Here is a 24,320-nt window from a genome sequence, read left to right on the forward strand (position 1 = left end):
CGGTCCGCCGACCGGTGACGCGCTGCACCGTCGGGATCCGTGCGTGGAGCGACGGGCCGGTGCTTGCTCACCAGGCTAGAGGAGACCGGCGACTTCGGCTGGACGACATCACGACCGGGTGGCAACTGATTCGTAACGATTGCGGGAGTCGATCGATCACCTCGGATCGACGGACCCCCCGGCACGGGCGAGCACGAGTCGCGCGTGTCGCAGGAGGGGCTCGTCGACCATGCGTCCCTCGTGCCGGAACACGCCGGCGGCTCCCGCTGCGGCGTCGAGCAGCGCACGAGCCGCTGACACCGATCGGGGGTCCGGGCGGTAGGCGGCGCGAACGGTCGGGACCTGTCCCGGGTGGATGCACGCGGAGGCGATGCAGCCGACGGCGGCCGCGTCCGTCGCCTCGTCCGCGAGCCCGTCGAGATCGTCGATGTCGAGGTGGACCGCGTCGATCGCGGCCACCCCGGCGGCTCCCGCGGCGAGCAGCACCGAGGAGCGCGCCTGTCGGACGACGTCCCGGTATCGCCCGTCGGCCCGTCGACTGCTCGTGCCGCCCAGGGAGGCGATGAGGTCTTCAGAGCCCCACATGAGCGCGACGACCGCAGGATGGGCGGCCAACGCGGGCGCCTGCACGACACCGGCAGCGGTCTCGCACAGCGCGATGATCCGGACGTCCGGGATCGCGTCCACGAGCCGGTCGAGCGCCGCGGTCGTCTCCGTCTTCGCCAGCATGACCGTGCGATAGGCGGTGTCCGCGAGCGCCGCGACATCGTCGTCGAAATCGACGGTCCCAGCCGGGTCGACCCGGACGACAGTGCGCGAGGGATCGAGCGGATGGTCGACGATCGCCCGGCGGGCGGCCGGCTTGTCGGCCGGGGCCACGGCGTCCTCGAGATCGAGGATGACGGCATCCGCGCGCTCGGCCGCTTTCGCGAAGCGGTCCGGACGGTCCGCCGGGACGAAGAGGATCGCCGGCCCCAGGTCGAACGCCGCGGCGCCGGTCACGATGCACCCGAGCACTGGACGAGCGTGCTCCTGGTCGCGGTCGCGACGACGACGCCGTCCTGGTTCCGACCCGTGTGGAGCAGGGTGACGACACCCTCGCCCGGCCTCGACGACGACAGCCGTTTGGCCGTCACGAGCGTCTCGGCGTACAGCGTGTCGCCGTGATGCATCGGGTTCGGGAAGGCGATGTCGGTGAAGCCCAGGTTCGCGACGATGGTCTGCTCGGTGAGCTGCGCGACCGACAGCCCCACGAGCGTCGAGAGGGTCAGCATCGAGTTCACGAGCCGTTCCCCGAAGGGCCCGGTCGCAGACCACGCGGCATCCACGTGCAGTGATTGCCCGTTCATCGTGAGGGTCGAGAACAGGACGTTGTCGGCTTCCGTGAGGGTGCGCCCGGGGCGATGGCGGTAGGTCGCACCCACCACGAACTCCTCGAAGTACAGACCTCGCTGCTCGATCACGGGGCCGGACGACGTCTCGGACGAGTCGGTCATCATGACCTCACGACGCGAAGCCGAGTTCGCGGGCGATGATCATGAGCTGCACCTCGGTGGTGCCCTCACCGATCTCGAGGATCTTCGAGTCCCGGTAGTGCCGCGCCACCGGGTTCTCGTTGAGGAACCCGTAGCCGCCGAAGATCTGGGTCGCGTCACGGGCGTTGTCCATCGCGGCCTCCCCGGCGACCATCTTCGCGATGGAGGCCTCCATCTTGTAGGGCGCTCCCCGGAGCATGCGCGACGCGGCGTCGTAGTAGGCCTGCCTGGCGGTGTGGACCCGCGCCTGCATCTTCGCGATCCGGAAGGCGATCCACTGGTTGTCACCGATCGCCCGACCGAACACGACCCGCTCCTTGGCGTAGCGGATCGCCTCCTCGAGGCAGCCCTGGGCAGCTCCGACGGCGAGCGCGGCCACGGCGATCCGTCCACCGTCGAGCGCCGTGAGGAAGTTGGCGTACCCGCGCCCGCGTTCGCCGAGCAGGTTGCCCTCGGGCACCCGGACGTCCTCGAACCGCAGCGGGTGGGTGTCGGAGGTGTGCCACCCGACCTTGTCGTAGGGCGGTAGCGCGGTGAAGCCCGGCGTCGGGACCGGCACGAGGATCGACGACAGCTCCTTCGTCACCCGGCCGTCGGATCGGACCCGCTCCCCCGTGACGGCCGTGACCGTCACGAGACGGGTGATCTCGCTCCCGGAGTTGGTGATGAACTGCTTCGTGCCGTTGATCACCCACTCACCGTCGACGAGCTCGGCGGTGGTCTCCGTCGCGCCTGCATCACTGCCGGCACGCGCCTCGGTGAGGCCGAACGCGGCGAGCGCCTGCCCGCTCGCGAGCTGCGGGATCCATTCCTCGCGCTGGGCGTCGGTGCCGTACAGGTAGATCGGCATGGCTCCGAGGCCGACGCCGGCCTCGAGGGTGACGCCGATGCTCTGGTCGACGCGTCCGAGCTGCTCGACGGCGAGGCAGAGCGCGAAGTAGTCCATTCCCCCGCCGCCGAGTTCCTTCGGGAACGGCAGCCCGAAGAGTCCCAGCTCCCCCATCTGCGCGATGATGTCGTACGGCAGACGCCGTTCCGTGTCGTACTGATAGGCGGCGGGCGCGACGACCTCGTCGGCGAACGCCTTGACCGTGTCGACGATCCGCTGGTGCTCGGGGCTGAGCTCGGTGTTCATGCTGATGCTCCGTTCGTGGGTGCTGCATCGGTTGGGGCTGCGTTCAGGTGTGCTGCGACGGGGTCTGCGGCGATCGTCGCGACCGACTGACGGGTGGCGACCGTGCCACCCGTGGCGACGTGGAGGGTGACCGTGCCGTCGGTCGTGGCGGTGAGGAGGTGCTCCATCTTCATCGCTTCGACGGTGACCAGCGGCTGACCGGCGGTGACGGCGTCGCCGCTCGTGACGTGCACGGCCGTGACGGTGCCGGGCATCGGCGTCCGCACCTCCGGATCGACCGCACCGGCCGCAGTCGGATCCCCGCCGGCTGGGAGCGCCTCACGCGGGACCACCTCGACCACACTGATGGCACCGTCGAGCGCGATCCATCGTTCGTCCCCCACGCGGACGGTCTCCAACGGGGTGCTGACACCGTCGCGCTCGAACCGCAGGGTGCCGGCCGACCGGCTGCGGACCGCGGCCCGGGTCGGTGCCGCGTCATCGACGGAGACGCTCGCATCGTCGCTCGACCCACGCATCTCGATGCGGACGATGCGTCCGTCCTCAAGACGCAGGTGCTGTCGCGTCGGTGCTGCCGCGCCGAGGCGCCACCCACCGGGATCCGACCACGGCGTCCCGAGTCCGGCGGTCCGCGCTGCGGCCTCGAATCGTCGGTCGTCCGTTTCGGCGAGTGCCACTGCGGTCAGGACCCGCTCGGACGTCGCGGCGGACGGGCTGTCGTCGAGCAGGTCGGCGATGAGACCGGTGTGCAGTCGTCCCGCGACGACGTCCTCGTCGGCGAGGAGCCGCCGGAGGAAGCCGAGGTTCGTGCGGACACCGAAGACCACCGTCGCCGCGAGCGCGGCGTCGAGTCGCCGGAGCGCGGTCCCGCGATCCTCGGCCCAGCACACGATCTTCGCGAGCATGGGGTCGTACCACGGGCCGACGAACTGCCCGGCGACGATGCCGCCGTCGACGCGGACGCCCGTGCCCTCCGGCAGACGCACCCGCTCGAGCACCCCGGTCTGGGGCAGGAAGCCGCTCGACGGGTCCTCCGCGTACAGCCGCGCCTCCACCGCGTGACCACGCAGGACGACGTCGTCCTGCGTCATCGTCAGCGGTTCACCGGCGGCGACGCGCACCTGCCACTCCACGAGGTCGAGCCCCGTGACGAGCTCGGTGACCGGATGCTCCACCTGCAACCGCGTGTTCATCTCGAGGAAGGCGAACTCGTCGGGTCGGTCGTCGGCGACGAGGAACTCGACGGTCCCCACACCCCGGTAGCCGACGCTCCGGGCGACCGTGCAGGCCGCCTCGCCGAGTCGCGCCCGCTGCCGGTCGTCGATGAGCGGCGACGGGGACTCCTCAACCACCTTCTGGTGCCGACGCTGGAGCGAGCACTCGCGCTCCCCGAGGTGCACGACCGCACCGTGGGCGTCCGCGAGCACCTGCACCTCGATGTGCCGGGGTCTCGTGATGAACCGCTCGAGGAGGAGCGTGGCGTCGCCGAAGGCCGCCTCGGCCACCCGGTGGGCGGAGGCGATGGCCGATGGGAGCTCCTCGGCGCGCTCCACCACCTGCATCCCCTTGCCTCCGCCACCGCCCGCCGGCTTGACGATGAGCGGGAAGCCGATGGCGACGCCGGCACGGACGAGCGCGTCGTCGTCGAGCGAGGCGTCGGCGACGCCCTCGATGATCGGGACGCCTCGAGCCGCGACGTGGTCCTTCGCCCGGATCTTGTCGCCCATGAGGACCAGGGCGCGCTCGTCCGGTCCGATGAAGACGATCCCGGCAGCGGCGAGCGCCCTCGCGAGCGCGGGTTGTTCGGACAGGAAGCCGTAGCCCGGGTGCACCGCGTCGGCCCCGGTCATGACGGCGGCTCGGACGACGGCGGCGACGTCGAGATAGCTGTCCGAGGCCGGCGCGGGTCCCAGGCGGACGGCGCGGTCCGCGAGCCGGACATGAGGGGCGTCGCGGTCAGCGTCGCTGAAGACCGCGATGCTCTCGATGTCCATCGCTGTGAGCGTGCGGATCACGCGACAGGCGATCTCGCCGCGGTTCGCGACGAGGACGGAGCGGAAGGGGCGCGCGGGTGCGTGGCCCGGCCGGTTCGGTGTCTGGATCGTCATGCCGTCACATCCTGAAGAGGCCGAAGCCGGGTTCTGGCAGGGGCGCACGGGAGCACACCTCGAGCGCGAGTCCGAGGACCGTTCGGGTCTGGGCTGGATCGATGATGCCGTCGTCCCAGAGCCGTGCGGTCGAGTAGTACGGGTTGCCCTGCTCCTCGAAGTCGGCGAGGATCGGCGCCCGGAAGTCCTCCTCCGCCTGGGCGGTCCACGCCTCACCGCGAGCCTCGAGTTGGTCGCGCTTGACGGTCGCGAGGACACTCGCCGCCTGCTGTCCCCCCATGACGGAGATGCGCGCGCCCGGCCACATCCAGAGGAACCGGGGATCGTAGGCCCGGCCGCACATGGAGTAGTTGCCGGCGCCGAACGAACCGCCGATCACGACCGTCAGCTTCGGCACCCGGGTGGTCGCGACCGCGGTGACCATCTTCGCGCCGTGCTTGGCGATGCCTCCGGCCTCGGCGTCACTGCCGACCATGAAGCCCGAGATGTTCTGGAGGAACAGCAACGGGATGCCGCGCTGGTCGGCGAGCTCGATGAAATGGGCGCCCTTCAGGGCCGACTCGCTGAAGAGGACGCCGTTGTTCGCGATGATGCCGACGGGGTGCCCGTGCAGCCTCGCGAACCCGGTCACGAGGGTGTCGCCGTACTCACGCTTGAACTCCGAGAAGTCGCTGCCGTCGACGAGCCGCGCGATCACCTCACGGACGTCGTAGGCCGTCTGCAGCTCCGCCGGGACGACGCCGTACAGTTCCGCCTCCGGGACGACCGGCGGCATGCTCGGACGCACCTCCCACGCGCGCGGGTGGGGCGCCGGCAGCGTCGCGACCGTATCCCGGAGGATGTCGAGCGCGTGCGCGTCGTCGTCGGCGAGGTGGTCCGTGACCCCCGACACCCGGGCGTGGAGGTCGCCGCCGCCGAGCTGCTCCGGCGTCACGACCTCGCCGATCGCGGCCTTCACGAGGGGTGGACCGCCCAGGAAGATCGTGCCCTGGCCACGCACGATCACGTTCTCGTCGCTCATGGCGGGGACGTACGCGCCTCCGGCGGTGCAGGACCCGAGTACGGCGGCGAGTTGCGGGATGCCGGCCGCCGACATCCTGGCCTGGTTGAAGAAGATCCGGCCGAAGTGGTCACGATCGGGGAAGACCTCGTCCTGCGTCGGGAGGTTCGCTCCCCCGGAGTCGACGAGGTACAGGCAGGGCAGCCGGTTCGCGGCCGCGATCTCCTGGGCCCGGAGGTGCTTCTTCACCGTCATCGGGAAGTACGAGCCCCCCTTCGCGGTCGCGTCGTTCGACACGACGAGCACGTGTCGTCCGTGGACGAGGCCGATCCCGGCGATGACCCCGGCGCCGGGAGTCGCGTCGTCGTACATACCGTGCGCGGCCAAGGGCGCGATCTCGAGGAAGGGGCTCCCCTCGTCGAGCAGGCGGTCGACCCGATCGCGCGGCAGCAGCTTCCCCCGGGCGACATGCCGGGCCCGCGACGCCTCCGGTCCGCCCAGGGCCGCGGTCGCCATCGTCTGTTCGAGCACCGTCACGAGCTCCCGATGCGCCGCCTCCTGCTCGCGGAATCGGGCTGAGGTGGGATCGGCACCGCTCGTGAGGGTGGGCACTCGGGCTCCTGTCGTCGTCGACCGTGAGTGCATTCAGTTACTCATCACTCACTGAAAGAGAGGTTACAGTTCATTAACTGAAAAAGTCCACCCCGAGGAGATCCGATGACCGGTCGTGACACGCCGTCCCCGAACCCGCCGCACCTCGGGCGCTCGGAGGCGAAAGCGGCACGTCGCTCCGCCCTCCTGCGGTCAGCGGCCGGACTGTTCGCCGAGCGCGGCTTCGCCGGGGTGTCGATGGAGGACCTCGGGACGGCCGTCGGCATGAGCGGACCCGCCGTCTACCGCCACTTCCCGAGCAAGCAGGCCGTCCTCGCAGCACTCCTCGTCGGCGTCAGTCAGGATCTGTTGGAGGGTGGGACCCGCGAGGTCGAGCAGGCTCCGGACAGCGATCGGGCGCTGCGTTCGCTGGTGACGTTCCACGTGGCCTTCGCCCTCGACGACCCCGACGTGATCCGCATCCAGGACCACGATCTCGACAGCCTGGCACCGGACGACCGTCGCGCGGTCCGCACCCTCCAGCGGCGGTACGTCGAGCGGTGGGTGGACGTCCTCACGACGCTGCATCCCACGATCCCCGCGGCGGAACTGCGGGTCCGCGCGCTCGCGGGTTTCGGACTGATCAACTCCACGTCCCACAGCACCTCCCTCGGCAGGAACGAGGCCGGGACACCCGACCGCGAGGCGGTGCGCTCGACGCTCGAGCGGATGGCACTGGCCGCCCTGCTCGCCGAGTGAGGACGCGGGACAGGTTCAGTCGACGAGCACGGACAGGACGTTCCCCGCTGGATCGGTGAACCAGGCGATGTCCGGGCCGTTCCCGCGCATGATCCCCTTCGCGTCCGTCGGCAGGACGTCGTCCGGGTAGAGCTTCGTCACCACGCCCTGCGCCTGCAGCTCGTCGACCGCCGTGTCGATGTCCTCGACCACGAGGTTCAGCACCGTGAACGAGGCTGGTGTGTGGTCCGGCTTGCCGTAGACGAGCACCGACCCGCCGGCGGGGAGCGCCACGTCCAGGAATCCCATGGCGTTGTCGGTGACCGTGAGACCGAGGACGTCCCGGTAGAACGTCCTCGCCGCGTCGATGTCGTCGACCGAGAACCCGCTGAAGACATCCGTGTACGAGACCATGAGCCGCTCCTTCGCTGATTCCCGATGCGTACACGATGCACGATGCCACGTCGCGGTCGTCGCGTCCAGGCCCAAACGGCCGCCTGGGAGGGCGGGCGCGAGGGCCTGGACTCGACGATCACACCATCGTCAGGACCATCGCCGGATCGGACAGCATCGTCCCGAGGTCGACGAGGAACCGGGACCCCTGCTCCCCGTCGATGAGCCGATGGTCGAACGACAGCGACAGCGTCACGACGTGTCGCAGCGCGACCTGCCCCTCGAACTCCCACGGCCGGCGACGGACGGCACCGAGCGCGATGATCGCCGCCTCACCGGGGTTGAGGATGGGCGTCCCCGCATCGACGCCGAAGACGCCGACGTTGGAGACCGTGATCGTCCCCCCTCGCAGTTCCGCCGGAGCGGTGCGTCCCTCGCGGGCCGTGCGGACGAGGTCCGACACGGCGTCCGCGAGTTCGAACAGGCTGAGCTCCTCGGCCCGTGCGATGTTCGGGACGAGGAGTCCCCGCGGCGTCGCTGCGGCGATCCCGAGTCCGACGTGTCCGTACTCGACGATCTCCCCGGCAGCCTCGTCCCAGCTCGCGTTGACCGCCGGGGTGCGTCTCACGGCGATGCACACCGCCTTGGCGAGGACGGTCAGGATGTTGACCCGGTGGTCCCCGGTCCGAGGCGAGCTGGCGAGCGCGTCCAGCAGCGACATCGTCGGCGTCACGTCGACCGTCAGGAACTCCGTCACGTGGGGAGCCGTGAACGCGCTGCTCACCATCGCCTCGGCGGTCCGGCGCCTGACCCCCGTGATCGGCCGACGCACCGAGCCGTCGGCCGCTGTGGCCGGCACCTCTGGGGTCCCGGACGGCGCCGCTGCTGCTCCGCGAGCACGCTCCGGCAGCTGCCCGCTCAGGTCGGTCGCAGCGCGCTCGACCTCCTCACGCGCGATCCGACCACCGACGCCGGTGCCGACGAGCGTTCCGAGGTCGACGCCCAGATCACGGGCGAGTCGCCGGACCGGCGGTGTCGCGCGGGGCCGGGAACGCTCCGGCACCGGGGCGGTGTGCGCCGGTGCAGGTGTGTCATCGCCGGCGGCCCGGGCACGGCGCCGTGGCCGTTCACCGCTCGCCGTGCGAGGGCCGTAGCCGACGAGGACCGGCTCGCGGTCCGCCGCCCCACTCGGGCGGTCGACCTCCGCTCTGTCGGCCTCGGGGACCGACGGGGGCGGAGCGGTCTCACCATCAGGCGCGAAGTCGACGAGCGCCTCACCGACGAGGACCGTCGTCCCCGGTTCGACGTGGAGCCTCGTGACCACGCCGGCGGTCGGCGCGGGCAGTTCGACGAGCGCCTTCGCGGTCTCGACCTCGGCGATCACCTGGTTGAGCTCGACGTGGTCGCCGACGGCGATGCGCCAGGACACGAGTTCGCTCTCGGTCAGACCTTCACCGAGATCGGGTAGGGAGAACCGCTTCATCGCCGTCCCTCCCCACCGGTCACAGACCGGGCCTCGGCCCTGCCGACGTCCGAGGCGGAGGACCGACGCCCCAGTGCGCGATCCACCCCGTCCAGGATCCGGTCGAGGTCCGGGAGGAAGTGGTCCTCGAGCGCCGAAGCGGGATAGGGCGTGTCGAACCCCGTCACCCGCACCGGGGCCTCTTCGAGGAGGTCGAAGCAGCGTTCGGTGATCGAGGCCGCCAGCTCGGCTCCGACCCCTCCGGAGCGTTGCGCCTCGTGCGTGATGACGAGTCGCCCCGTCTTCTCGACCGAGGCGGCGACGGCGTCGACGTCGAGGGGCGCGAGGGATCGGAGGTCGATCACCTCCAGGTCGACACCCTCGTCGGCCGCAGCCTCCGCGGCCTCGAGCGCCGTCTGGACGAGCGGACCGTAGGCGACCAACGTCGCGTCCGTGCCGGCGCGAACCGTCCGCGCACGGGTGAACGCGAGCGGATCGGCGGGGAGGTCGTCGAGCACCTCGCCTTTCGTCCAGTACCGCCGCTTCGGCTCGAAGAACAGCACCGGGTCGTCGCACGCGATCGCCTGACGGATCATGGTGTGCGCGTCCTGGGGGTCCGAACACGTCACCACGCGCAGTCCCGCCGTGTGCGCGAAGTACGCCTCCGGGGACTCGGAGTGGTGCTCGACGGCGCCGATGCCTCCGCCGTACGGCACCCGGATGGTGACCGGCATGCGCACGGCCCCCTTCGTCCGGTAGTGCAGCTTCGCCAACTGCGCGACGATCTGGTCGAAGCCCGGATAGATGAACCCGTCGAACTGGATCTCACACACCGGGCGGAAGCCCCGGAACGCCAGACCGATCGCCGCTCCGATGATCGCGGACTCCGCCAGCGGCATGTCGACGACGCGGTCGGCACCGAACTCCGCCTGGAGGCCGTCGGTCACCCGGAACACCCCACCGAGTCGGCCGATGTCCTCGCCGAGCAACAGGACCCGGTCGTCATCGGCGAGGGCGTGGTGCAGTCCGGTGTTGATCGCCTTGCTGAGGGTGAGCGTGGTCATCGGGCACCACCGTCGAACATCGCGAGGTACGAGCGGTACTCCTCGCGTTGCCGTTCGAGCCCGGGGTGGGCGGTGGCGTAGACCTCGTCGAAGAGCGAGAGCGGGTCAGGGGCAGGCAGCGCGAGGCACCCCGCACGGACCCGGGCGGCCGCGGCGTCGGCGACGGACGCGACGTGGGCTCGGGCCGTCTCGTCGAGGGCCCCCTCGGACTCCAGCAGACGCTCGAGCCGCGCGATCGGATCCTTCGCACGCCACGACGCGACCTCGCTCTCGTCCCGGTACCGCGTCGGATCGTCCGAGGTGGTGTGCGGCCCCATGCGGTAGGTGACGGCCTCGATGAAGGTCGGCCCACCACCGGACCGTGCGCGGTCGACGGCGATCCGCATCGCCGCCGTCACGGCGAGCACGTCGTTGCCGTCGACCCGCATGCTCGGCACCCCGAAGCCCGGTGCCCGGTCCGCGATGGGGCGTTGGGCCTGCAGCCCGACGGGCTCGGAGATCGCGTACTGGTTGTTCTGGCAGAAGAAGACCACGGGTGCCTGGAAGCTCGCGGCCAGCACCAGCGCCTCGTTCACGTCGCCCTGACTCGTCGCCCCGTCGCCGAAATAGGCCACGGCCACCGCGTCGGACCCGTCGCGCTGACAGCCCATCGCGTAGCCCGTCGCATGGAGCGTCTGGGCCCCGATGATGACCGCCGGCGTCGCCATGCCGACCGCGAACGGGTCCCAGCCCGACAGCGCGGTCCCCCGCCACATCGCCATCAGTTGGTCGAGTTCGACGCCACGGCAGTAGGCGACGGCCTGTTCGCGGTAGCTCGTGAAGACGAAGTCCCCGCGCCGCAGGACCCGCGCCGACCCCACCTGGGCGGCCTCCTGCCCGAGCGACGGTGGCCACAGACCGATCTCGCCCTGCCGCTGCAGAGCCGTCGCCTCCGTGTCGATGCGGCGCGTGACGACCATGTCCTCGTAGAGCGCGAGCAGCTCGGCGTGACCGAGGTCGGCGACGAAGAGGTCGTAGAGGGCGTCCTCATGACGGACGCCGTCCGGATCGAGGAGCTGGACGCAACCGTGGTCGACCGGGACCGGTTCGCGTGCATCACCGCCCCGCTCGTCGGAATCCTGCGGGAATTGGGTGTGAGTCTCCATCGACACGATGCACGCCGCCTTGAGTTCGGTGACCTCACGGCGGTGCCTCGTGAGCGATGCCGTGCCCTCGCGTCATCGCGAGGTGGTCCGAGGCTACGCCGGATCACCCTGGCGCTCAACCGTCGACACTCCGCGCAACGGCGAACGCCCGCCCCGCGGAAGCGGGACGGGCGTTCGGGTGCAGCTGGTGGGACCTAGCCTTCGGCCGGGGCCTCAGGACCCTCGCTGGCAGCGTCGCTGCCGTGCGTGTCGGCCTCATCGGCGACGACCGGAGCGAGCGAGAGCTTGCCGCGGTCGTCGATCTTCGTGATCTCGACGAGGATCTTCTGGCCGACGCCGAGCACGTCTTCGACGTTCTCCACACGCTTGCCACCGGCGAGCTTGCGGACCTCGGAGATGTGCAGCAGGCCGTCCTTGCCCGGGAGCAGCGAGACGAACGCGCCGAACGCGGCGATCTTGACGACGGTTCCGAGGAACTGCTCGCCGACCTCCGGGTTGGTGGGGTTCGCGATCGCGTTGACCTGGGCACGAGCGGCCTCGGCCGACGGACCGTCGACGGCGCCGATGTAGACGGTGCCGTCCTCCTCGATGGAGATGTCGGCGCCGGTCTCGTCCTGGATCGAGTTGATCGTCTTGCCCTTCGGGCCGATCAGCTCGCCGATCTTGTCGACGGGGATCTGGACGCTGATGACGCGAGGCGCGGTCGGCGCCATCTCGTCGGGAGCGTCGATCGCCGCGTTCAGCACGGAGAGGATCGTCGTGCGGGCGTCCTTGGCCTGCTGGAGCGCACCGGTCAGGACCGAGGTCGGGATGCCGTCGAGCTTCGTGTCGAGCTGGATGGCCGTGACGAACTCGGAGGTACCGGCGACCTTGAAGTCCATGTCGCCCAGGGCGTCTTCGGCGCCGAGGATGTCGGTGAGCGCCGCGTAGCGGGTCTCACCGTCGACGACGTCGGAGATGAGGCCCATCGCGATACCGGCGACGGGTGCGCGGAGCGGCACACCGGCGTTCAGCAGCGACAGGGTCGAGGCGCAGACGGAACCCATCGAGGTCGAACCGTTGGACCCGAGGGCCTCGGAGACCTGACGGATCGCGTAGGGGAACTCCTCGCGGCTCGGCAGCACCGGCACGAGGGCGCGCTCGGCGAGGAAGCCGTGCCCGATCTCGCGACGCTTCGGCGAACCGACCCGGCCGGTCTCACCGGTCGAGTAGGGCGGGAAGTTGTAGTGGTGCAGGTAGCGCTTCTTCGTGACGGGCGACAGCGAGTCGATCTGCTGCTCCATCTTGAGCATGTTCAGCGTGGTGACACCCAGGATCTGGGTCTCGCCGCGCTGGAAGATCGCGGAGCCGTGGACGCGCGGGATGACCTGCACCTCGGCGTCGAGCGGACGGATGTCGGTCAGGCCACGGCCGTCGATGCGGATGCCCTCGCGGAGGACACGGCCGCGCATGACGACCTTCGAGACGGACTTGTACGCGGCCGAGAACTGCGTGAGCACCTCGGCGTCGAGCGAACCGGCCTCGACGCGCTCGGTGATCTCCGCCTTGACGCGGTCCTTGAGGGCGTCGTCGGCGTTCTGGCGCTCGATCTTGTCGGCGATCTGGTAGACGTTCACCAGTTCGTCGTGTGCGAGACCGGCGACGGCGTCGTAGCTCTCCTGCGTGTACGGGAGGAACACGGGGTAGGCCGCGATCTCCTTGGCCGCCTGAGCGGCGAGTTCGCTCTGCGCCTTGACGAGCTGCTTGAGGAACGGCTTGGAGGCCTCGAGACCGGCCGCGACGACCGCCTCGTCGGGCTTCGTGGCGCCGCCCTTGATGAGGTTCCAGCTGTTCTCGGTGGCCTCGGCCTCGACCATCATGATCGCGACGTCTTCGTTGCCGTTGGCGTCGGTCACGATGCGACCGGCGACGATGATGTCGAAGACGGCCTCCTCGAGCTGGTCGACCTTCGGGAAGGCGACCCACTGGTCGGCCTCGCCGGCCTGGCCGGGGATCAGCGCGAGACGGACGGCGCCGATCGGACCGGAGAACGGCAGACCCGAGATCTGGGTGGACATCGACGCCGCGTTGATGGCGAGGGCGTCGTAGAACTCACCCGGAGCGATCGAGAGGACGGTGATGACGATCTGGACCTCGTTGCGGAGGCCGGTGACGAACGACGGGCGCAGCGGCCGGTCGATGAGGCGGCAGACGAGGATCGCCTCGGTCGAGGGGCGGCCCTCACGACGGAAGAACGAACCGGGGATCTTGCCGGCGGCGTAGGAGCGCTCCTCGACGTCCACCGTGAGGGGGAAGAAGTCGAAGTTGTCCTTGGGGTGCTTTCCGGCCGAGGTGGCCGAGAGGAGCATGGTCTCCTCGTCGAGGTACGCGGCGATCGCGCCCTGTGCCTGCTGCGCGAGGCGGCCGGCTTCGAACCGGACCGTGCGCTTGCCGAACTTGCCGTTGTCGAGAACGGCCTCGGCGAACTTGATTTCTGGACCTTCCACAGGTCTCTCCTTCGTACGTGTGCGCTCCCGTCGAGTGACGGGCCGCGCGTCCCGAATGGACGCGCCGTCGAGCGCGGTCGTGCATGATGCAGCGCGCAACACAGCCGCAGTACTTGCTCAAGCCGCCCGGTCTTCCGGGACTTGGCTGGCCACCAGTAGAACACCACCCGCTGATCGCGAGGGATACACCACCGAGGACCAGCTTCCTGTCGGCTGGCTGTGCGCGGAGCGGACCATCACGGTCCGCCGTCGGCCAGCCTAGCAGAGGGGGGTTCGGCGATCCCCGGAACGACACGGATCCTCAGGTGATGGGCGGGGTGCCAGGGGCGTCCGGAGACGCCGCGCGCCGGCGGTCACGTCCCCACGACACGAGCAGGAGGAGCATCGCGACGGCCGCTCCGAGGAGGGTGTCGAGCACGCGCTCCCCCACGATCGCGAGCACCGGCTGCGTCGACGAGGACGTGCTGATGATGAGAACGAGCGGCGTGATGAAGACGAGCGCCAACGCGTAGTGCCGGATGACGACGAGCTCGATCGTGAACTGCAGGGCGGCCAGCACGAGCGCGAGGACGTAGCCGTGCGGCTGGAGCGAGGCCACGGCGAGGAAGATCCCGGCGCCGACGACCGTCCCGAGCACGCGGTGCACGCCGCGTGTCGCGCTCAGGGTGCGCGAGTGCCCGACGCTGAGGATCGCGACGGCGGATCCGGCGATCCAGTACCCGTGACCGAGGCCGAGGACCGCTCCGAGGACCGCACTGATCGCGAGCGCGACCGTGAGTCGTGTCGCGATCCGGCGGTCGGTTGCACTCAGTCGGTACTCGGGGAACAGCACCCGCATCGGCGTCGGCTTCCCCGCGCCGCGGCGGACGGCGGGCACGAGCAACGGCGCGACGACCACCAGCGATGCGAAGGCGGAACCGGCCGCCACGAGCAGGATGACCAGCCCGCCGTCGAGCCCGGCGCCGCCGATCGGGACGGGCGCGGTCAGGTGGCCGGCGATGCCGAACACGAGGATGAAGAACAGCGCGCCCGGAGGGCCGAGGACGACGCCCTGCACCAGCCAGATCACCACCGACCCGACGACGATGAGACCGATCGCGGTCAGCGGCCGTGAACCCGACATCGCGACACCCAGCGCCGCGGCCGTGATGAGTCCTGCTCCGATGAGCGGCAGCACCCGCAGACGGTCCCGGCGGCTGAGCGGCGCGCAGTAGAGCGCGGTGAACGCCCCGAGGCCGGTGAGCAGGCCGAGCGGCGTGAGTCCGAAGAACGTCGCGACCGCGACCGGCACGGCCATCGCGATGGCCGCGGTCAGCGCGGCGGGCCAACGCTTCGGCGACGGCGCGAAGCTGATCAGCGAGGTCTTCAGACCGCGTTCAGCCATCCGGTCCTCCGCTCTCGTGCAACCATCCAACGCTACGCCATCCTGAGCCCGATGCCCGGGCCCCATCGTCGCGCGGGCCGCCCCGGGCTACGCTGGTGCGGACCCCAGGAGGTGACGTTGACGCATCCCGCGCCGGCAGCCGCTCGCCCGAAGCAGCGCGTCCCGTTCTGGGACAACGCCCGTTTCGCGTGCATCACGCTCGTGGTCATGGGCCACGCGATCCAGCGCCTGACCTCCGAGTCCGACCCCGCGCTCGTCGTGTACCTGTTCCTCTACGCCTTCCACATGCCGGCGTTCGCCATCATCAGCGGGTACTTCTCGAAGTCGGCCCCTCCCGGACGACGACAGATGCGTCGGGTGATCACGGACATCCTCCTGCCCTACCTGATCATGGAGGGCATCTGGTCCCTCGTGCAGTTCCTCGTCGAAGGTAAACGCGCGTTCAACCCGACCCAACCGTCGTGGACCCTCTGGTTCCTCCTCGCGCTCGGCATCTTCCGCCTCGTCCTGCCCTATCTCGCACTCCTGCGCTGGCCCTTGCTCTGGAGCGTGGTGATCTCGATCGGCGTCGGCTACCTGGACAACGTCGACAGCACGTTCTCGCTCTCGCGCGCACTCGGGATCCTCCCGTTCTTCGTGCTCGGGTGGCAGATCAACCGGTGGCGGCTCGTGGACCGCTGGCGCCTCGTCCGCACGAGGGCCTGGTGGATCCGGATCGCCGCCGCCGCCGTCCTCATCGCGTGGGCGGTCGTCCTCGTCGTCGGGATCGACCTGTGGCGGCGCATCGACCTGCGCTACTGGTTCTTCTACGACCGGGGGTACACCGCGCTCGGCAACGAGGACGGGACGGGCGGCCTGGTGCGACTCGCGGCGATCCTGCTGGCCGTCGTCCTCACCGCGGCGTTCTTCGTGCTCGTCCCCCGCAGCCAGTCGTGGATCACCCGGTACGGCCAGTCGACGATGTACGTCTACCTTCTGCACTCCTTCGTGCTCTACCCGCTGCGCGAATCGGGCATCCTCACTGACACGGGCAACCCGGACCTCGTGCTCGTCGGCCTGCTGGTGCTGTCGGTCCTGATCGTCATCGTGCTGTCCAGCGGCCCCGTGCGCCGCATCACGAGACCGCTCATCGAACCCCGCGCGGCGTTCATCTTCAGTCGCAAGCGGGCCTTCGACCCGGAGCCCCCTCGGAGCGACCCGACCGGGTCGCGCCGCGACGTCACGAGGTGACGAGGACGACCTTCCCGCGGACGTGACCGTCGATGAGGTGACGGTAGGCGTCGACGACCCGCTCGATGGGCCACACGCTGTCGATGGGGAGGACGATCTCACCCCGCGCGATCGACTCGCCGAGCGCTGCCAGCTCGTCGAGCGTCGCGTCCTGTCCGCCGACGCCGCGGAACCCGTGCTGGGCGGCGAACGGTCGGTCCGCGATCGTGTTGACCCGCTCCGGCGCGACGCCGAGGTCGCGCGCCAGCTCGAGGGTCGGCCGGCCGTGCGTGTCGATGACGGCGGTGATCCCGCCAGGGGCCGCCTCGAGGACACGCTCGCGCAGCCCGTCGCCGTACTGGACGGGGATGATGCCGAGACCGCGGAGGAACTCCTGGTTTGCCGCACCGGCGGTGCCGAGCACGACCGCGCCGGTCCGTCTGGCGAGCTGCGCCGCGAGCACGCCGACCCCGCCGGCCGCAGCACTCACGAGCACCGTGTCCGGCTGCTGGACGCCGACGGCGGCCACCGATGCGATCGCCGCGCGTCCCGCGATGTCCAGCGCGCCGGCCTGCTCGATGGTGAGCCCGTCCGGCACGTGATGGAGGATGCCGGCTGGAGCGATGAGGAAGTCCGCCTGCGCGTGGAACCGGTGTCCGCCGTAGACGTGGTCGCCCGTTGCGAATCCCTGGACGCCGCTCCCCACACCGTCCACCACCCCGGCGAAGTCGTTGCCGTTCCCGCTCGGGACGTCCCGGCCGAAGGAGGCGAGCGCTTCGGGTGATGCCGCGAGCTTGTGGTCGACGGGGTTGAGGCCTGCGACGAGGACACGGACGCGGACCTCGTCGTGGCCGGGCACCGGGATGTCGCCCTCGACGAGGTGGAACTCCTCGGGACCACCGAACCGGTCGAACCGCACGAACCTCGCCATGATGCCTCCTCCGCCGGCTTCCGCCGACCTCCATGCTCACACGCTTCCCGGGCGAGGACCACCCTGGCCGCAGGGGACGTCACGCGCCGTTCACCCGGCCGAGCGAGAATCGCGGACATGGCATGGGTCGATGAGCTGCAGACGGCGATCACGGCGTGGTTGCTCGAGATCGCCGCGTCGGGCTGGGTGTTCCCGGCGCTGTACCTGCTGACGGTCGCCGACGCGTTCCTGGTCGTCCTGCCGAGTGAGACCGCAGTGACGGCGCTCGGCGCGATCTCGGCGTCGAGCGGCTCGCCGGACCTCGCCCTCCTCATCGGCGTGGCCTGGGCGGGCGCGGTGACCGGTGACGTGTCCTGCTACCTCCTCGGACGACGGATCGGGACCACACGGTTCGCCTGGATGCGGCGCCCGCGGGTCGCCGGCGCGATCGGACGCGCGGGCGTCGCGCTCGAGCGCCGCGCCGCTGCAGCCATCCTCACCGCGCGCTACATCCCGTTCGCGCGCATCGCTGTCAACCTCGTCGCCGGGGCGAGTGGCCTCCGCCCCCGTCGGTACCTTCCGATCACCGTCCTCGCAGGGCTCGCCTGGGCACTGTGGAACGTGGGCGTCGGAGCCGTCGTCGGCCGGTTCCTCCCGGATCAACCGGTACTCGCGACCGCCGTGTCGATCGTCGTCGCCGTCGGCCTGGGCGTGACCGTCGACCGGATCAGCGCAGCCCTGGCCGCACGACGGCGACGGACACGGGCCTCACTCGACGAGCTCGCCCCGCGCCTTCTTGCCGACGATGGAGTGCCGCCGGCTGTAGGCGAAGTAGATGATGAAGCCGAGCGCCAGCCAGACGAGGAACCGCACCCAGGTGAGCGTCGTCAGGTTGAGCATGAGCCAGACGCAGAGCACCGCTGAGAGGATCGGGAGGAACGGCGACCACGGGACGCGGAACGCGCGTGGCAGCTTCGGGTACTTCTTCCGCAGGACGATCACGGCGATGCTGACGAGCACGAACGCGGAGAGCGTGCCGATGTTGATCATCTCCTCGAGGATGCCCACGTCGGTCAGGCCGGCGATCAGCGCGACGAGCGCGCCGACGATGAGCTGCACCCGCACGGGTGTCTTGCGCTTCTCGGAGGTGACACTGAGCGAGCGCGGGAGCAGGCCGTCGCGGCTCATGGCGAAGACCACGCGGGCGAGGCCGAGCAGGAGCACCATGATGACGGTCGTCAGGCCGGCGAGGATGCCGATCGAGATCACCTGCGCCGCCCAGTCCGCGCCCACCGCGATGAACGCCGTCGCGAGCGAGGGGTCCTCAGCCTCGGCGAGGGTCGTGTACGGCACCATGCCGGTGAGGACGAGGCTCACGCCGACGTAGAGGACGGTCACGATGGCGAGGCCACCGAAGATGCCGCGCGGCAGGTTGCGCTGCGGGTTCTTGACCTCCTCCGCGCTCGTGGCGACGACGTCGAACCCGATGAAGGCGAAGAAGACGAGTGAGGCACCGGCGAGCAGACCGAAGACGCCGTACTGCGCGGGCGCGGCCCCCGTCATGAAGGAGAACAGCGACTGCGACCAGGCGTCGGACGCCCCGCCCTTCGTCGGGACCTCGTCGGGGATGAACGGCGTGTAGTTCGCGGCCTTGACGAAGAAGGCGCCGACGACGATGACGAAGATGACGATCGCGACCTTGATGATCGTGAAGACGCTCGCGACACGCGAGGACAGCTTCGTCCCGAGGACGAGCAGGGTGGTGAAGATCGCGACGATGACGAACGCGCCCCAGCTGACCTTGAGCCCGAAGACGTCGAGCTCGCTCGGCACGTCCCAGCCCCAGAGCAGGAAGACGTTGCTGAGGTAGATGCCCCAGTACTTGGCGATGACGGCGGCCGCCGTGAGCATCTCCAGGATGAGGTCCCATCCGATGATCCAGGCGAGGAGCTCACCGAGGGTGGCGTAGGTGAAGGTGTAGGCGGAGCCGGCGACGGGCACCGTGGAGGCGAACTCCGCGTAGCACATGATGGCGAGGGCACAGGTGACGGCCGCGAGGATGAACGCGAGCGACACGGACGGGCCCGCGTAGTTGCCCGCGGCCTTGGCTCCGACGGAGAAGATACCGGCGCCGACCGCGACCGCGACACCCATGATCATGAGGTCCCAGGTGCCGAGGGTGCGCTTCAGGCTGCGCCCTTCGACGCTGGAATCCGCGAGGGAGTCCTCGATGCTCTTCGTCCGCCAGATGCTCATGGTGCTCCTTGCCGTGGTGCGGTACCTCGTGGCCTCGCTCGAAGCCGACTCTCGACCTTGCCAGATGAGCAGGCTGAGGTCGAGTCGCAGACGGGATGTTTTCTCCGGCTGCAGGGTTCCTGATCGAACACGAACGGGCCGCCATCCCGGAGGATGACGGCCCGTCACGAAGAAGCTCGCGGTGTCAGCGAGGAGCTGCTGCCTAGCGGCGGAGTCCGAGGCGCTCGATCAGCGAGCGGTAACGCTCGATGTCGACGGCCTGGAGGTAGCCGAGGAGGCGGCGACGCTGTCCGACCAGGAGCAGCAGGCCACGACGCGAGTGGTGGTCGTGCTTGTGCTCCTTGAGGTGCTCGGTGAGGTCCTTGATGCGGCGGGTCATGACCGCCACCTGGACCTCGGGGGATCCGGTGTCACCTGGGTGGGTTGCGTACTCTTCGATGATCGCCTTCTTACGGTCTCCTTCAAGCGCCATAGTGGTGATCCCCTCTCTGTTCGTTGCGCGGTGCCCGTCGCCTGATGCGTGGGCTCTCTTGATCCGCGGCCGTTCGACGGCAACCTTGTGATTCTAGCAGGTTCAGAGCGTGGGAGGTTCGCGGTGCGTCGAGCGCCGCTTCGCGTTCGCCCGCTCCTCCGCCTCGGTGGCTGCGACCCGGCGCCGGCGACGCAGCACGAGGATCAGGACGAGCGCGATGAGGTCCAGGACCAGGAAGGCGAGGAGCAGCCAGACCCAGAGCGGCGGTCCGGCACCGGCGGTCGGCGCGGGCTCCGCTGCCGCCTCCGCAGCCTCGGCGGTCGTCGTGGAGTCGTAGACGAGCCGGACCGGGTCGCCGAGCGTGGCCCCGCCGTCGGCGTTCGTCGACACGAGGGCGAGGGTGATGTCGTACTCCCCCGCGTCCGCACCGCGCAGCCACTGGGTCATGTTGATCCTGGTGGACCATCCGCCGTCACTCCCGATCTCGATCGGCTGACCGTCGAAGCGGAACTCGGTCGCCCCCGTCCCGCCGGTGGACTGCAGGTCGCAGGACGCGTCGTCGGCCTTGGAGCTGCTGAAGCAGGCCTTCGCCGAGTCGTAGAGGTCGATCGAGCGCCAGTAGGACAGCACGACGTCGGCACCCGCGTCGGCGGTGCCGGTGACGTCGAATCCGCTCACCTGCTCGCCGTCCAGGGTGTAGTCGACGCGGTAGACGGTGTCGCCGTCGGTCGGGCTCTCGATCGTGCCGGTGCCGGCGGCTGAAGCGGGAGCTGACGCGGCGAGCGGCAGGACGACGGATCCGGCGCCGAGCGACACCGCCACCACGGCGAGCGCCACGGCACGAGAGGCACGCTGCAATAGCGAACCGAGTCGACGCGCTCCGGGGATCACCTGGCCACCACTCCCTCCGGCGACGCCGGACGGCGACGCACGCCACCAGTATCCCAAAGACCGGGGGGCCGAGCCTGGGAACGACGGAGGCGGGGACCGCACCGGGCGATCCCCGCCCGCATCGGGGCGGTCGGACGGAGTCGTCCGATCAGGCCCCGAGACCGCCGAGCAGCTCGGAGAACGGGCGATCGAGGGCGAACGGGTCGTCCAGGCGCCCGGAACGGTCCGAGGCCACCACGAGTGCGCTCAACTCACCGGCCGCACGGTCGATCCGCGCCGGCAGGGCGCCGACCTGCGCGTCGCCCGACCCCCAGTCCTCGGAGGCCGCGAACACGGCGGTCGGCACGGTCACCGCCCGCAGGTAGGCGAACAAGGGACGCACGGCGTATTCGAGGGCGAGCGAGTGTCTGGCCGACCCACCCGTCGCACCGAGGACGATGGGCACCCCGGTCAAGGCGGTCGGCTCCACCACGTCGAAGAACGACTTGAACAAGCCGGAGTAGCTGGAGGAGAAGATCGGCGTCACCGCGATCACGCCGTCGGCGGCGGTCATGGCTTCGATCGCCTCGGACAACCGTGGACTGGGGAACCCGGTCAGCAGGTTGTTCGTGATGTCCTGCGCGAGGTCGCGCAGCTCGATCGACGTCGTCCGGGCCTCGTACCCGTCCTGCTCGAGGCGTGCCACAGTGGCGTCGCGGAGGCGGTCGGCGAGGAGGCGTGTGGACGACGGCTGGCTGAGACCGGCCGACACGACGGCGAGCGTGCGCTTCGCGGTCATCGGGTCGCCCCGACCGCCGCCGCGCCGAAGGCCGAACCGGATGCGACCCGGCTCGTCTCGACCGCACCGGAGCGCGAAGCGAGTTCGGCCTCAGCGGCCGCGACCATCGACGCGTGCGTCGGCGCCTCCGGCACGTCGGCCGGACGGTCCTTCGCGAACTCCTTGCGCAGCACCGGCACGACCTCGCCGCCGAGGATCTCGAGCTGGTCGAGCACCGTCGCGAGCGGGAGCCCGGCGTGATCCATGAGGAACAGCTGACGCTGGTAGTCGCCGAAATACTCGCGCATCCCGGCGTACCGGTCGATGACCTGCTGCGGGCTGCCGACGGTGAGCGGCGTCTGCTCGGTGAAGTCCTCGAGCGTCGGCCCGTGACCGTACACGGGGGCGTTGTCGAAGTACGGCCGGAACTGGGCGACGGCGTCCTGCGAGTTCTTCGCCATGAACGCCTGACCGCCGAGTCCGACGATCGCCTGCGCGGCCGTGCCGTGTCCGTAGTGCTCGAACCGCTGACGGTACAGCTGGATGAGGCGCATGTAGTGCTCCTTCGGCCAGAAGATGTTGTTCGCGAAGAAGCCGTCGCCGTAGTAGGCCGCCTGCTCGGCGATCTCGGGGCTCCGGATGGAGCCGTGCCACACGAAGGGCGGCACACCGTCGAGCGGTCGCGGTGTGGACTGGAAGCCCTGCAGCGGGGTGCGGAACTGGCCCTGCCAGTCGACGTAGTCCTCTCGCCAGAGGCGGTGGAGCAACGCGTAGTTCTCGATGGCGAGGTTGATGCCCTCGCGGATGTCCTTGCCGAACCAGGGGTAGACGGGCCCCGTGTTGCCACGGCCCATGATGAGGTCGACCCGACCGCCGGCCAGGTGCTGCAGCATGGCGTAGTCCTCGGCGATCTTCACCGGGTCGTTCGTGGTGATGAGCGTCGTGCTCGTCGAGAGGATGAGGTCCGTGGTCTTCGCCGCGATGTAGCCGAGCATGGTCGTGGGGCTCGACGGGACGAAGGGCGGGTTGTGGTGCTCGCCGGTCGCGAAGACGTCGAGACCGACCTCCTCCGCCTTCACGGCGATCGCGACCATCGCCTCGATGCGCTCGTGCTCGGTGGGCGTGATCCCGGTGGTCGGGTCGGTGGTGACATCCCCCACCGTGAAGATTCCGAATTGCATCATGCGCTCCCACTCGTTCTTTCATGCGTTTGCATGGATATTCAGGACAACGGCGTTCACGCCCGCGCTATTCCCGGCCCGCTCGGCATCCTGTCCACAGCGCGCCGCGCGAGCCGTACGCCGTGTCGGCGGGCTATGGCAGGATCACCGCATGAACGGCTCACCGAACCCTTCGTCCAGCATGCCGACACCGGCCCCTCGGTACGTGTGCGGCATCGTCCCGCCCTGGTTGCTCGAGCGCATCGCCGAACTCGACGCTCCGCAGCTGGCACGCGCCGCCAGTGCCGCACGGTACTCGCTGCTCGCCACGCGACCATACCGCTTCCCCGAGCCAGGGGCGGAGCGCGCCACTGATCCCGTGCGCAGCGCCACGGCCGGCAAGCGTCCGGTCGTCACCCCGGAGCGCAGCATCCACGATGCCGAGCGGACCGAGACCCTCCCGGGCACGCTCGTCCGCTCGGAGGGCGAGCCCGCCACCACCGACCCCGCGGTCTCCGCCGCCTACGACGGCCTCGGCGACACCCACGCCCTCTTCGCCGAGGCGTTCGCACGCGACTCCATCGACGGCCGCGGGCTGCCCTTGCTCGCCACGGTGCACTACGGCGACGACTACGACAACGCGTTCTGGAACGGCGAGCAGATGGTCTTCGGCGACGGCGACGGCGAGGTCTTCCGCAGCTTCACGAGCTCCCTCAGCGTCATCGGCCACGAGCTGGCCCACGGCGTGACGCAGTACACGGCGAACCTCGTCTACGAGGGGCAGCCCGGAGCGCTCAACGAACACGTGTCCGACGTCTTCGGCGCCCTCGTCGAACAGCACGCGCGTGGCGAGGACGCGGCGTCGGCGTCCTGGCTCATCGGCGAAGGGCTCTTCACGGACGAGGTCGAGGGCAGCGCACTGCGTTCCATGCTCGCCCCGGGCACGGCCTACGACGACGACGTCCTCGGCAAGGACCCGCAGCCGGCGCACTTCGACGACTACATCGAGACGACCGACGACAACGGAGGCGTCCACCTCAACTCCGGCATCCCCAACCGGGCGTTCGCGACGCTCGCCGTCGCCCTCGGCGGCAACGCCTGGGAGCGTGCGGGGCTCATCTGGTACGACACCCTCGTCGGCAGCCTGTCGGAGCGCGCCGACTTCGCGACCTTCGCCGCGGCGACGATCGCTGCGGCCGCCGCCAGGTTCGGTGTGGACTCGGAGGAGCACACCGCGGTCGGGCAGGCGTGGGCGCTCGTCGGTATCGAGCCGTCCGTCTGAGCGCCATGGCAGTGCCCACGCTCGCGGAGTAGCATCGCGGCATGAAGGTCACGGTGACGAGGAGCGGCGGTGTCGCCGGTCTCACCCGACGCTGGGAGGTCGTCGTCGACGAGCAGCCCGACGTCGACCGATGGATCGTCCTGCTCGAACGCCTCCCGTGGGACGACACCCCACAGGGACCACCGGTCCCGGATCGGTACGTCTACCGCATCCGATGCGCCCCCAAGGAGGCCACCCTCGGCGAGCAGCAGCTCACCGGTCCCTGGCAGGAACTCGTCGAACGGGTGCGCGCCGTCCAGCCGCCACGCGACTGACGATTCCTCGCTCGTCGCGTGACCCCGA

21 protein-coding genes and 1 pseudogene are annotated in these 24,320 nt (G+C 70.0%); 5 read left to right on the forward strand and 17 right to left on the reverse strand.

The genetic code is table 11. The annotated features are described in order from the left end of the window. Positions 1–156: 156 nt before the first annotated feature. Genes ITJ62_RS16840 through ITJ62_RS16860 form a run of 5 tightly spaced genes read right to left on the reverse strand, consistent with a single transcriptional unit; the run spans position 157 to position 6,390 of the window. Complete coding sequence (locus ITJ62_RS16840; RefSeq protein ID WP_194604667.1) at positions 157–1,002, reverse strand: CoA ester lyase; 846 nt, start codon at positions 1,000–1,002, stop codon at positions 157–159. Next, on the reverse strand, positions 999–1,496 hold the full coding sequence (locus ITJ62_RS16845) for a MaoC family dehydratase (protein WP_079707383.1): 498 nt from the start codon (positions 1,494–1,496) through the stop codon (positions 999–1,001). Before ITJ62_RS16845 ends, ITJ62_RS16840 begins: the two co-directional genes overlap by 4 nt. A gap of 7 nt (positions 1,497–1,503) precedes the next feature. Further along, positions 1,504–2,670 (reverse strand): acyl-CoA dehydrogenase family protein, encoded by a 1,167-nt coding sequence (locus ITJ62_RS16850; protein ID WP_064294458.1) that lies wholly within the window; start codon positions 2,668–2,670, stop codon positions 1,504–1,506. Beyond that, positions 2,667–4,778 carry a biotin carboxylase N-terminal domain-containing protein gene (locus ITJ62_RS16855; protein ID WP_194604670.1) on the reverse strand — a complete coding sequence of 704 codons (2,112 nt, stop codon included), beginning with the start codon at positions 4,776–4,778 and terminating at the stop codon, positions 2,667–2,669. Before ITJ62_RS16855 ends, ITJ62_RS16850 begins: the two co-directional genes overlap by 4 nt. 4 nt (positions 4,779–4,782) lie before the next feature. Then, positions 4,783–6,390 carry a carboxyl transferase domain-containing protein gene (locus ITJ62_RS16860; RefSeq protein ID WP_370581976.1) on the reverse strand — a complete coding sequence of 536 codons (1,608 nt, stop codon included), beginning with the start codon at positions 6,388–6,390 and terminating at the stop codon, positions 4,783–4,785. Positions 6,391–6,495: 105 nt separating this feature from the next. On the opposite strand from ITJ62_RS16860, the gene ITJ62_RS16865 reads away from it, so the two are divergent. Next, on the forward strand, positions 6,496–7,128 hold the full coding sequence (locus tag ITJ62_RS16865) for a TetR/AcrR family transcriptional regulator (RefSeq protein ID WP_194604675.1): 633 nt from the start codon (positions 6,496–6,498) through the stop codon (positions 7,126–7,128). A gap of 15 nt (positions 7,129–7,143) precedes the next feature. Here ITJ62_RS16865 and ITJ62_RS16870 read toward each other — a convergent pair whose 3' ends face one another. The 6 genes from ITJ62_RS16870 to ITJ62_RS16895 all read right to left on the reverse strand — a co-directional run bounded on the left by ITJ62_RS16870 (position 7,144) and on the right by ITJ62_RS16895 (position 15,041). Then, on the reverse strand, positions 7,144–7,521 hold the full coding sequence (locus ITJ62_RS16870; RefSeq protein ID WP_194604678.1) for a VOC family protein: 378 nt from the start codon (positions 7,519–7,521) through the stop codon (positions 7,144–7,146). 118 nt (positions 7,522–7,639) lie between these two features. Further along, entirely contained in the window at positions 7,640–8,983 is a 1,344-nt protein-coding gene (locus tag ITJ62_RS16875; protein WP_194604680.1) for a dihydrolipoamide acetyltransferase family protein, read from the reverse strand. Beyond that, entirely contained in the window at positions 8,980–10,026 is a 1,047-nt protein-coding gene (locus ITJ62_RS16880) for an alpha-ketoacid dehydrogenase subunit beta (protein WP_191941359.1), read from the reverse strand. Before ITJ62_RS16880 ends, ITJ62_RS16875 begins: the two co-directional genes overlap by 4 nt. Further along, complete coding sequence (gene pdhA, locus ITJ62_RS16885; protein ID WP_194604683.1) at positions 10,023–11,171, reverse strand: pyruvate dehydrogenase (acetyl-transferring) E1 component subunit alpha; 1,149 nt, start codon at positions 11,169–11,171, stop codon at positions 10,023–10,025. Before pdhA ends, ITJ62_RS16880 begins: the two co-directional genes overlap by 4 nt. A gap of 194 nt (positions 11,172–11,365) precedes the next feature. Then, a complete protein-coding gene (locus tag ITJ62_RS16890; RefSeq protein ID WP_079707114.1) occupies positions 11,366–13,657 on the reverse strand; it encodes a polyribonucleotide nucleotidyltransferase in 2,292 nt (763 codons plus the stop codon). Between the two features lie 301 nt (positions 13,658–13,958). Further along, positions 13,959–15,041 (reverse strand): FUSC family protein, encoded by a 1,083-nt coding sequence (locus tag ITJ62_RS16895; RefSeq protein ID WP_194604685.1) that lies wholly within the window; start codon positions 15,039–15,041, stop codon positions 13,959–13,961. A gap of 117 nt (positions 15,042–15,158) precedes the next feature. Here ITJ62_RS16895 and ITJ62_RS16900 point away from each other — a divergent pair, with 117 nt between their 5' ends. Further along, complete coding sequence (locus ITJ62_RS16900) at positions 15,159–16,271, forward strand: acyltransferase family protein (protein WP_228498747.1); 1,113 nt, start codon at positions 15,159–15,161, stop codon at positions 16,269–16,271. Here ITJ62_RS16900 and ITJ62_RS16905 read toward each other — a convergent pair. Then, positions 16,261–17,181, reverse strand: a complete 921-nt coding sequence (locus ITJ62_RS16905; RefSeq protein WP_194604691.1) for an NADP-dependent oxidoreductase — start codon at positions 17,179–17,181, stop codon at positions 16,261–16,263. The two genes, ITJ62_RS16900 and ITJ62_RS16905, sit on opposite strands and share 11 nt — an antisense overlap. Before the next feature lie 117 nt (positions 17,182–17,298). Here ITJ62_RS16905 and ITJ62_RS16910 point away from each other — a divergent pair. Further along, positions 17,299–17,784, forward strand: a pseudogene (locus ITJ62_RS16910) (DedA family protein); the annotation flags it as partial. A gap of 144 nt (positions 17,785–17,928) precedes the next feature. On the opposite strand, the gene ITJ62_RS16915 reads toward ITJ62_RS16910, so the two are convergent. From ITJ62_RS16915 to ITJ62_RS16935, 5 genes are all read right to left on the reverse strand, one after another. After that, positions 17,929–19,416 (reverse strand): amino acid permease, encoded by a 1,488-nt coding sequence (locus ITJ62_RS16915; protein ID WP_071262327.1) that lies wholly within the window; start codon positions 19,414–19,416, stop codon positions 17,929–17,931. A 202-nt stretch (positions 19,417–19,618) separates the two neighbouring features. Further along, entirely contained in the window at positions 19,619–19,888 is a 270-nt protein-coding gene (gene rpsO, locus ITJ62_RS16920; protein WP_056012204.1) for a 30S ribosomal protein S15, read from the reverse strand. A 102-nt stretch (positions 19,889–19,990) separates the two neighbouring features. Then, positions 19,991–20,746 carry a hypothetical protein gene (locus tag ITJ62_RS16925; protein ID WP_194604694.1) on the reverse strand — a complete coding sequence of 252 codons (756 nt, stop codon included), beginning with the start codon at positions 20,744–20,746 and terminating at the stop codon, positions 19,991–19,993. A 181-nt stretch (positions 20,747–20,927) separates the two neighbouring features. Next, positions 20,928–21,557 carry an FMN reductase gene (locus ITJ62_RS16930; RefSeq protein ID WP_194604698.1) on the reverse strand — a complete coding sequence of 210 codons (630 nt, stop codon included), beginning with the start codon at positions 21,555–21,557 and terminating at the stop codon, positions 20,928–20,930. Then, on the reverse strand, positions 21,554–22,717 hold the full coding sequence (locus tag ITJ62_RS16935) for an LLM class flavin-dependent oxidoreductase (RefSeq protein ID WP_194605356.1): 1,164 nt from the start codon (positions 22,715–22,717) through the stop codon (positions 21,554–21,556). The genes ITJ62_RS16930 and ITJ62_RS16935 overlap by 4 nt, the downstream gene beginning before the upstream one ends. A 151-nt stretch (positions 22,718–22,868) precedes the next feature. On the opposite strand from ITJ62_RS16935, the gene ITJ62_RS16940 reads away from it, so the two are divergent. Together ITJ62_RS16940 and ITJ62_RS16945 are read left to right on the forward strand one after the other, a co-directional pair. Further along, entirely contained in the window at positions 22,869–23,978 is a 1,110-nt protein-coding gene (locus ITJ62_RS16940; protein ID WP_228498749.1) for a M4 family metallopeptidase, read from the forward strand. A 41-nt stretch (positions 23,979–24,019) separates the two neighbouring features. Next, a complete protein-coding gene (locus tag ITJ62_RS16945) occupies positions 24,020–24,292 on the forward strand; it encodes a protealysin inhibitor emfourin (protein ID WP_138944623.1) in 273 nt (90 codons plus the stop codon). Positions 24,293–24,320: the final 28 nt, after the last annotated feature.

It is taken from the genome of Plantibacter sp. VKM Ac-2876 (assembly GCF_015350715.1).
Taxonomy (GTDB): domain Bacteria; phylum Actinomycetota; class Actinomycetes; order Actinomycetales; family Microbacteriaceae; genus Plantibacter; species Plantibacter auratus.